Origin of the sequence: Nesterenkonia sp. CL21 (genome assembly GCF_031705515.1) — a bacterium.
Lineage (GTDB): Bacteria > Actinomycetota > Actinomycetes > Actinomycetales > Micrococcaceae > Nesterenkonia > Nesterenkonia aethiopica.
In genome coordinates this window covers 43625-52027 of the sequence record NZ_JAUTWR010000015.1, presented here as the reverse complement: position 1 = coordinate 52027, position 8403 = coordinate 43625, and the positions used below count along the sequence as shown (strand labels likewise).

General features: G+C 69.7%; 6 protein-coding genes. 5 read left to right on the top strand and 1 reads right to left on the bottom strand.

Translation table 11 applies throughout. The features are described from left to right. The first annotated feature begins 360 nt into the window (after positions 1 to 360). The 5 genes from Q7C18_RS15860 (at position 361) to Q7C18_RS15840 (ending at position 7468) form a co-directional block, all read left to right on the top strand. Positions 361 to 726, top strand: a complete 366-nt coding sequence (locus Q7C18_RS15860; protein WP_311026198.1) for a metallopeptidase family protein — start codon at positions 361 to 363, stop codon at positions 724 to 726. A 551-nt stretch (positions 727 to 1277) separates the two neighbouring features. After that, positions 1278 to 4100 carry a C40 family peptidase gene (locus tag Q7C18_RS15855; RefSeq protein ID WP_311026197.1) on the top strand — a complete coding sequence of 941 codons (2823 nt, stop codon included), beginning with the start codon at positions 1278 to 1280 and terminating at the stop codon, positions 4098 to 4100. A 231-nt stretch (positions 4101 to 4331) separates the two neighbouring features. Continuing rightward, entirely contained in the window at positions 4332 to 5795 is a 1464-nt protein-coding gene (locus Q7C18_RS15850) for a NupC/NupG family nucleoside CNT transporter (protein ID WP_311026196.1), read from the top strand. Between the two features lie 161 nt (positions 5796 to 5956). Continuing rightward, a complete protein-coding gene (locus Q7C18_RS15845; RefSeq protein WP_311026195.1) occupies positions 5957 to 7033 on the top strand; it encodes a universal stress protein in 1077 nt (358 codons plus the stop codon). A gap of 45 nt (positions 7034 to 7078) precedes the next feature. After that, positions 7079 to 7468, top strand: coding sequence for a VOC family protein (locus Q7C18_RS15840; protein ID WP_311026194.1), 390 nt, complete (start codon positions 7079 to 7081; stop codon positions 7466 to 7468). Between the two features lie 30 nt (positions 7469 to 7498). On the opposite strand, the gene Q7C18_RS15835 is transcribed toward Q7C18_RS15840, so the two are convergent. Continuing rightward, a complete protein-coding gene (locus Q7C18_RS15835; protein WP_311026193.1) occupies positions 7499 to 8401 on the bottom strand; it encodes a ribokinase in 903 nt (300 codons plus the stop codon). Positions 8402 to 8403: the final 2 nt, after the last annotated feature.

Sequence of the window (8403 nt, the reverse complement as noted above, 5' to 3'; positions counted from 1 at the left end):
CACCCCCGGGGGCCAGAGGCGCGGCACGGCGCCGATCCTCCGGGTGGAGGGAGACGTGGTCCCCTCCGTCTCGCCTATCGCTGTCACAGTGTCCTCCCCGTCCTGATCCGGCTCCACGGCCGAAGCGGTGCGAGCATTCCCGCGGCTCGAGGTCGATCCCGGCTGCGGCATCCTTTTTGTCCTGCGATACGACCCAAATGTAAGCGCGGTCACACTAGCCGTGTCAAGGGTTTTCCCAGACTTTTTGTGATCGATCACAGTTCTCCCCGGTCAGGGCCGCTCGCCGCATGGATCTCTTCTGCCCCGCAACGCACACGCCGGCAACGACGCACCGCGGAGGGGGCCCCTAGACTGGAGCCCATGCCGGTTCAGATGAGCGACGAGGACTTCGACGAGGCAGCCTCCCGCGCCCTGGAGATGATCCCGCAGGCCCTGCGCGACAAGCTGGACAACGTCGCCGTCTTCGTGGAGGACCGCTACGAGCCGGAGCCCGGAGAGCACCCGGACACGGTGCTGCTGGGCCTCTATGAGGGCATCCCGTTGACCGAGCGCGGCGGGGAGCCGTGGGCCATGCCGGACCGCATCACCCTGTACAAGGAGCCGATCCTGCAGATGTGCTCCACACGCGACGAGGTCGTCGAACAGGTGACCATCACCGTCGTTCACGAGGTCGCCCATTTCTTCGGCATCGACGACGCGACGCTGCATCGCCTCGGCTGGGGATGAGCGCGCCGGACCACAGGGCGCACAGCCCCCTCTCCCCACCCCTGAGGCCAGGCCGTATCACATGAGGAAGTCGAAGTCACGGAAGCTCAACCTTCAACCTACTTGAAGGTTGAGCGATACCTTTCCGTGACCTCCGATCCCCGGAATGACGCGGATCCGGGCCTCACAGGTAGATCACAGGAACGACACGAGCTGTTGCCAAGGTGACGAAACCGCAACTATCGTGACGGGTGTAGCGCCACATGGCCGTCATGCGATTCCCTTCTCTGACGGTCGTCGGCACCACTGTCACCCGTGACGGCGTCAACACGTCCGAGCGGAACGGAGGCCCCTGACAGGGTCTGCGGGACAGCAGGGCCGGAGACCGTCGGTGTCGCCGATGAGAGTCCTGGGGCACTGGTCCGACAATCCCATCGCGGGAGCTCTGCGCGTCGTCGCGGTCCGCAGATCTCCACGGTCGAACCAGCACCCCACAGGACCGAGGCGTCCGCATCCAGCGGCCGGCCCGAGCGCGTGGTGCTGCGCCCGTGAGGAACAAGTGAGGAACTACCGTGAAGAACCGCCGCAATCTCGGCGTGGCAGCAGTGACTGCCGCCGTCGTGACGACTGCCCTGGTCGGGACGACGCTTCCCGATCTGCTGGCTGACCGCGCCGCCAGCACCGTCCAGCAGCAGAACCAGAACGCCGAGGGATCCGCAGCCTCCGTCGTGGTGACCGAGCTTCCGGAAGTGCCCTCGGCCAAGGAGATCTCCAGCGCCAAGGAATCCTCCCAGGCGACGGACCAGATGATCTCCGAGATCAACGAGCGACTCTCGCAGGCCAACCAGCGCGCTCTGGAGCTCGAGGCCGCGGTGCAGATGGAGCACCAGAACGCCCTCGAGGCCGAACAGGAGGCCGCTGAGGCCGCCGCCGCAGCCGAGGCAGCCCGAGAGGCCGCCGAGACCGCCGACTCCGGCGCGGCTGAGCAGTACGCCGCCGGCGACACCGGCGCGGGCGACGTCCTCCTCTCCGAGGATGAGAACGCCCTGGCGGACGCCGCCACCGAACAGCGGCTCGAGGATCAGGCCGAGTCCGACGCCGCGCAGGCCGAGCAGGAATCCTCCGAGGCCGACGCGCTGGCCGAACAGGCCGCCCAGCAGTCCACGGCCGCCGCCGAAGCTGCCGAGGCCGCTGACCGGCAGTCCGAGGAGAGCGCCGAGCACGTCACCCAGGTCGGTGAGCGCGCCCTCGAGCTCATCGAAGAGCTGGCCGACCTCAAGGGCGTGCCCGTGGAGATCCTCCGCGCCCAGATCGAGGCGAACTCAGACTTCCACGACGAGAACGGCGACGTCGACCCGCAGCAGATCGCCTACCGCATCGCGCAGCTGCGCGAGATGATGTCGGCCGACTCCGAGGACGAGGAGTCAGCGGAGGACGCCGAGGACGAGACCGCCGAGGACTCGTCGGACGATGAAGAAGGGGAAGCTTCATCGCCCGACGAGTCCGAGGCCCCAGACCCTGCCGATGCTGAGCTCCCGGCTCAGAGCCTCGACCAGTACCTCGAAGGGACCCGGGAGCTCGTGCAGCGCCTGGCCGAGCTGGAGGACACGGACGTCGAGTCCCTGTTCGCCGAGCTCATCGAGAACGAGGACTTCCTGGACGAGGACGGCCTGCTGGACCACTCCGCCGTGCTGGCACGCGTCTACGAGCTCGAGCCGGAGCCTGAGCCTGAGCCTGAGCCTGAGGATGAAGACGAGGACGCTGAAGGCACTGAGGACGAGGATGCCGATGACGCCGCGGCAGACGAGACCTCGGCAGACGAGACCTCCGAGGAGGAGGACGCCCCGGCAACCTCCTCGCACCGCCTGGAGGACTACCTGCCCGGCACCCAGGGCCTGGTGGAGCGCCTCGCCGAGCTGGAGGACACCGACGTCGAGTCGCTGTTCGCCGAGCTCATCGCCGACGACGACTACACCGACTCCGACGGCCTGCTCGACCACGCAGCCATCCAGGCCCGTGTCTACGAGCTCGAGCCGGAGCCCGAGCCGGAGCCTGAGGAAGATGAGGCCAGCGAGGACGAGGCCAGCGACGCCGACGCGTCCGAGGACGAGGCTGCCGAGGAGGAGCCGGCCCAGCCGGCCCACCGCCTGGACGACTACCTGCCCGGCACCCAGGGGCTCGTCAAGGAGCTCGCCGAGCTCGAGGACGAGTCCGTGGAATCGATGTTCGCCAAGCTGATCGACGACTCGGACTTCACCGACTCCGACGGCCTGCTGGACCACAGCGCCATCCGCGCCCGTGTCGCCGAGCTCACCCCCGAGCCCGAGCCTGAGCCGGAGGAGGAGAGCAGCAGCTCCTCCAGCTCCTCCGAGGAGAGCGCCCCGCAGCCTTCCGGTCCGAGCCTGGACCAGTACCTGCCGGGCACCCGCGCGCTGGTCGAGGAGCTCGCCGAGCTTGAGGGCGAATCCGCCTCCGACATGTTCGACCAGCTGATCAAGGACTCGGACTTCACCGACTCCTCCGGCCTGCTGGACCACAGCGCCATCCGCGCCCGGGTCGCCGAGCTCACCCCCGAGCCGGAGCCTGAGCCTGAGCCTGAGCCGGAGGAGGACAGCAGCAGCTCGTCGAGCTCCGGGTCCTCCAGCTCCGGATCATCGGGCAGCGGATCCTCCGGCTCCTCCGGCAGCAGCTCTTCGCAGCCGACCGGACCGAGCCTGGACCAGTACCTGCCCGGCACCCGTGCTCTGGTGGAGCAGCTGGCTGAGCTGCGCGGTGACGGAGTGCAGGAGACCTTCGAGTCCATCCTGGGAGACTCCGACCTGGTGGGCGGCAACGGCGTCATCGACCACGCCGCCCTGCAGCGCGAGGTCACCCGCCTCACTCCGGCACCCGAGCCCGAGCCGGAGCCCGCGCCCGAAGAGAGCAGCAGCTCCTCCGGCTCCGGGTCCTCGGACTCCGGGTCCTCCAGCTCCGGCAGCTCGAGCTCCGGCTCGGGCGGGCAGTCCGTGGCCGCGGGCAGCTCCTCGGCCGCACAGATCGCCGTGGACTTCGCCGTCGGCAAGGTCAACGAGCCGGGCACCCACTATGTGCTGGGCGCCACCGGCCCGAAGGCCTGGGACTGCTCCTCGCTGATGCAGGCGGCGTTCGCCCAGGCCGGGATCTTCCTGCCGCGCACCGCGCACCAGCAGTTCCAGGGCGGCCAGTCGGTCTCGCTGGACAACCTGCAGCCCGGTGACATCGTCTTCTGGGTCAACGGCGGCCGCGCCACCCACAACGCGATCTACATCGGCAACGGCAAGATCGCCCATGCCCGGAACCCGCAGGCGGGACTGACGGTCACCGACCTGTACTACGCCTACCAGGACCCGCACCCGGTGGCGAAGCGCTACTGGTGATCCGCCGGCAGGCGACCACCTGCTGACCACGGCGGGCCCGGACGGACACTGCGTCTGTCCGGGCCCGCCGTCGTCATACCGCACAGCCGACCCGGCCGGTGTGGCGCACAGCTCAGTGATTCGGCATACTTGCCCTGATATTCGGGGATTCCCCCATTTGATCCTGCGGCCCGCGGTCACCCCGACGGTTCGCCGCCAGTCATCACTCCGCATCTGAGAGGAAAGGCTCTCGTGATCAACATCCTCTGGGGCATCATGGGCATGACCGTGGTGCTCGCCATCGCCATCCTGTTCTCCGTGGACAGACGCAAGATCAACGTCCGCACCGTCGCGATCGCCCTGGCCATCCAGGTGTTCTTCGCCGTCGTCGTCCTCTACCTCCCGTGGGGCCAGACTGCCCTGGCCGGGGTCACGCGCGTCGTGCAGAGCATCATCGACGTCTCGGGCGAAGGCATCGACTTCGTCTTCGGCGACCTGGCCGGCGAAGGGATGTTCTCCTTCGCGCTGGCAGTGCTGCCGGTGATCATCTTCTTCGCCTCGCTGACCGCGGTGCTCTACCACCTGAAGATTCTGCAGTTCGTCGTCCGTGTCATCGGAGGTGCCCTGCAGAAGCTGCTGGGCACCTCCCGGGCCGAGTCCATGAGCGCTGCGGCGAACATCTTCGTCGGCCAGACCGAGGCCCCGCTGGTCATCCGCCCCTACATCTCGGGGATGACCAAGTCCGAGCTCTTCGCCGTCATGGTCGGAGGGCTCTCCACCGTCGCCGGGTCCGTGCTGGTGGGTTACGCCGGCATGGGCGCCAGCCTGGAGTATCTGATCGCCGCCAGCTTCATGGCCGCTCCCGGCGCGCTGCTGATGGCCAAGATCATCATCCCTGCCGGATCCTTCGATGAGATCGACGCCGGCAAGTCCGAGCGCCAGGCCGGTGACGAGGCGACGCTGGGCGGCAGCCGCTACACCAGGGGCCGCAGGGCGGCCGCAGCAGGTGCTGACACCGTCGGTGACGAGGTCTCAGGGTCGACCACCACGCTGACCGAAGACCGCCCCGCCACGGACGACGCCACCGACAGCGACGACGTCTCAAGCCCTGAGGACTCCACGACGTCGGACGGGGAGCGCCCCCGTCCGGACGTCTCGGTCACGGACACCGCTGCGGCCGCGGCCGGCTCCGAGGAGAAGCCGCGCAACGTCATCGACGCCGCCGCCCGTGGCGCCGGGGACGGCCTGCGCCTCGCTGCGAACGTCGGCGCCATGCTGCTGGCGTTCATCTCACTGATCGCCCTGATCAACCTCGGCATCGGTCAGGTCGGCGGCTGGTTCGGCGCCCCGGACCTGACGTTCGAACAGATCATGGGCTACGTGTTCGCGCCGCTGATGTGGGCCGTGGGCGTCCCGTGGGAGGAGGCCGTGGCCGCGGGGTCCTTCCTGGGCCAGAAGCTGGTGCTCAACGAGTTCGTCGCCTTCGCCGACTTCGCGCCCCAGGCTGAGGCCTTCTCCGTGAAGTCCCAGGCGGTCATCACGTTCGCGCTGACCGGTTTCGCGAACTTCAGCTCCATGGCCATCCTGCTCGGCGGGCTGGGCGGGATCGCGAAGAACCGCCGCTCCGACATCGCTCAGCTGGGCCTGCGTGCCGTGCTCGCCGGCACCCTGGCGAACCTGATGAGCGCCGCGATCGTGGGCATGATGATCTTCTGACCCCACCGTCCATGGCCGTGCGACGCCGTCGCACACCTGCACCCCAGCTCCCCGTCCGGATCGGCCGGTGAGCTGGGGTGTTCCACATCTCGTACCGCGCGAGTCCTGGGCTGTACCATGGGGTCACCCCACGCGGGACCCGACGCGCCTTGGAGGTCAGGATGAACGTCGTACCAGCTCAGAACCCCGGACAGGGCACCTCAGGCCAGAGGCCCGACGGCTCCCGTCGGCACGGTGTGGTCGTCGGCGTCGACGGCTCGGAGCAGTCGCTGCGCGCCGCCCACTGGGCCGCCGCGGAGGCGAACCGTCGGCAGCTGCCGCTGACCGTGGTGACGGCCTACTCGCTGCCCGCCTTCGCCGCCTCCTCCATGGACGGCGGCTATGCGCTCATGGACGAGTCGGCGCTGCGCCAGGGCTCGGAGAAGGTCATCGATCAGGCCAAGGAGTTTCTGCGCGACTATCCCGGCGAGGTGGAGTACACGATAGAGTCCGGCGACCCCGCCGGGGTCCTGCTCGACTACTCGCAGGAGGCCGAAGTCCTGGTGGTCGGCAGCCGCGGGCGCGGCGGCTTCCTGGGTCGGCTGCTCGGATCGGTGTCCGCCGCCCTGCCGGCGCACGCGAAGTGTCCCACCGTGGTGGTGCCGCTGAAGTTCTCCTGCCAGGAGACCAACGCCGTCACCACCGCCACCGGCGCGATCCCCATCATCACCCCGGACGCCTCTGCTTCGGAGAGCGCCTCGGAGTCTCCACGGCGCAGCGATGACAGGCGACCCGTGGTCGCCGGCGTGGACGGTTCCGACTATGGCCGGGTCGCCGCGCTGGTCGCCGCCCGGGAGGCCAGCGAGCGCGGCACCACGCTCCGAATCGTCTGTGCACTGCCCCCGCTGGGCGCCACGCTGGTGTGGATCCCCACGCATGTGGAGGACGGGCAGGCAGTGGAGGAGCTGCGCGAGAAGCTCGAGGCCGGCCGCCGCTGGCTGCACAGCCACTACCCGAACCTGCACATCGACGCCGAGGTCATCGACGGCACCGCCGTGGACGTCCTGGTGGAGGAGACCCGCCACGCGCAGCTCACGGTGCTGGGCACCCGGGGCCGCGGCGGCTTCGCCGGCATGCTGCTGGGATCGACCTCCCAGGGCGTGCTCCACCACGCAGAGGGCCCCCTGATGGTGGTCCCGGAGAAGAAGGACCGGCGATTGGCCGACCGCCCGGAGTTCGGACCCGTCCTCGGTGAGTGAGCCTCCCGCCGGGAGGTGAGCCGGGACAGCAGGAGAGGACGCATCATGGGCATCGGAGGAGTGGGCAAGGTCGCCATCGGCGTGCGGGACCAGCAGCGGGCGCTGTCCTTCTGGGTGGACGTCGTGGGCTGCCAGGTGGCGATCGACGCGCCCTACGGCGAGAGCGGCGAACGCTGGCTCGAGGTCACCACGCCTGACGGACAGACCCGGCTGGTGCTCAGCCTCGACCCGGACGGCGAACACACCCAGGATGCTCCGGAGGGCCTGCCCACCTCGGAGGTCTTCTTCTACGCGGAGGACCTGAGAGCGACCTACGAGGTGCTGACCGCCCGGGGTGTGCGATTCCCGACCCCGCCCCAGGAGCACCCCTGGGGCTGGTGGTCGCTGTTCGAGGACACCGAGGGGAACCGATTCGCCCTACAGCAGCGCGGCTGAGCCGCTGAGCGCCCTGCCTGGCGCTGCGGCTCACGACGTCGGCTGGGCCCCGGTGGTCCGGACGGCGTCGGCCCCTGCACGCACACCGCGACGCACCGCCTCCTCCACGGAGGCGTCGGCGTCGAGCGCCGCCGCCAGGGCGCCCACGAACGCGTCCCCCGCCCCGGTGGTGTCCACCACGTCCACTGCGGGTGCCGGCACATGTGTGACCTCGACGCCGGACCCCGGCAGGGACCGGCCGAGGTAGGCCCCGGCCGCCCCGGCCGTCATCACCACCGAGGGCACGCCGTCGGAGACCAGCGCCCGCACGGCCGCCAACCCTCCGCCGACGGGCCCCTCGGCGGCGCCGGGGGTCGATCCCCGGGAGCCAGCCAGCAGCGCAGCGGCATGCACGGCCTCATGCTCGTTGACCACCAACGGGTCAGCACGACGCAGCGTCGCGGCGGAGACCTCCACCGCGGGTGCCAGGTTCAGCACCACCCGCCCCTGGGCGAGGCGTGCGGCCTCCTCCACACCCTCCCGCGGGATCTCGCCCTGCAGCACGACGACGGCGGCCTGGCTCAGCCGTGCCTCATGTCCGGCGACGGCGTCACGGTCCAACTCCGTGTTCGCCCCGGGGATCACCACGATCGAGTTCTCGCCGACGTCGTCCACCGTCACCACGGCGAGTCCGGTGGGTGCTGCAACGGTGACCAGCCCGGTGAGGTCCACGCCGGCGGCGCGCAGACCCGACTGCGCCGGCTCGGCGAACTCGTCGGAGCCGACCGCGCCGATGAACGTCACTGATGCGCCGCGGGCGGCTGCGGCCACAGCTTGGTTCGCGCCCTTCCCGCCGGGACGGACCTCCAGGTCCTGCCCCAACACGGTCTCCCCCGGGGCGGGGTGTCTGCGGGCACGGACGATCAGGTCGACGTTGATCGAGCCGACCACCACGA

What these genes read in the sequence shown, in the direction of transcription:
- Q7C18_RS15845 (WP_311026195.1), top strand. Translation starts at nt 5,957, where the DNA reads ATGAACGTCGTACCAGCTCAGAACCCCGGACAGGGCACCTCAGGCCAG.
- Q7C18_RS15840 (WP_311026194.1), top strand. Translation starts at nt 7,079, where the DNA reads ATGGGCATCGGAGGAGTGGGCAAGGTCGCCATCGGCGTGCGGGACCAG.
- Q7C18_RS15860 (WP_311026198.1), top strand. Translation starts at nt 361, where the DNA reads ATGCCGGTTCAGATGAGCGACGAGGACTTCGACGAGGCAGCCTCCCGC.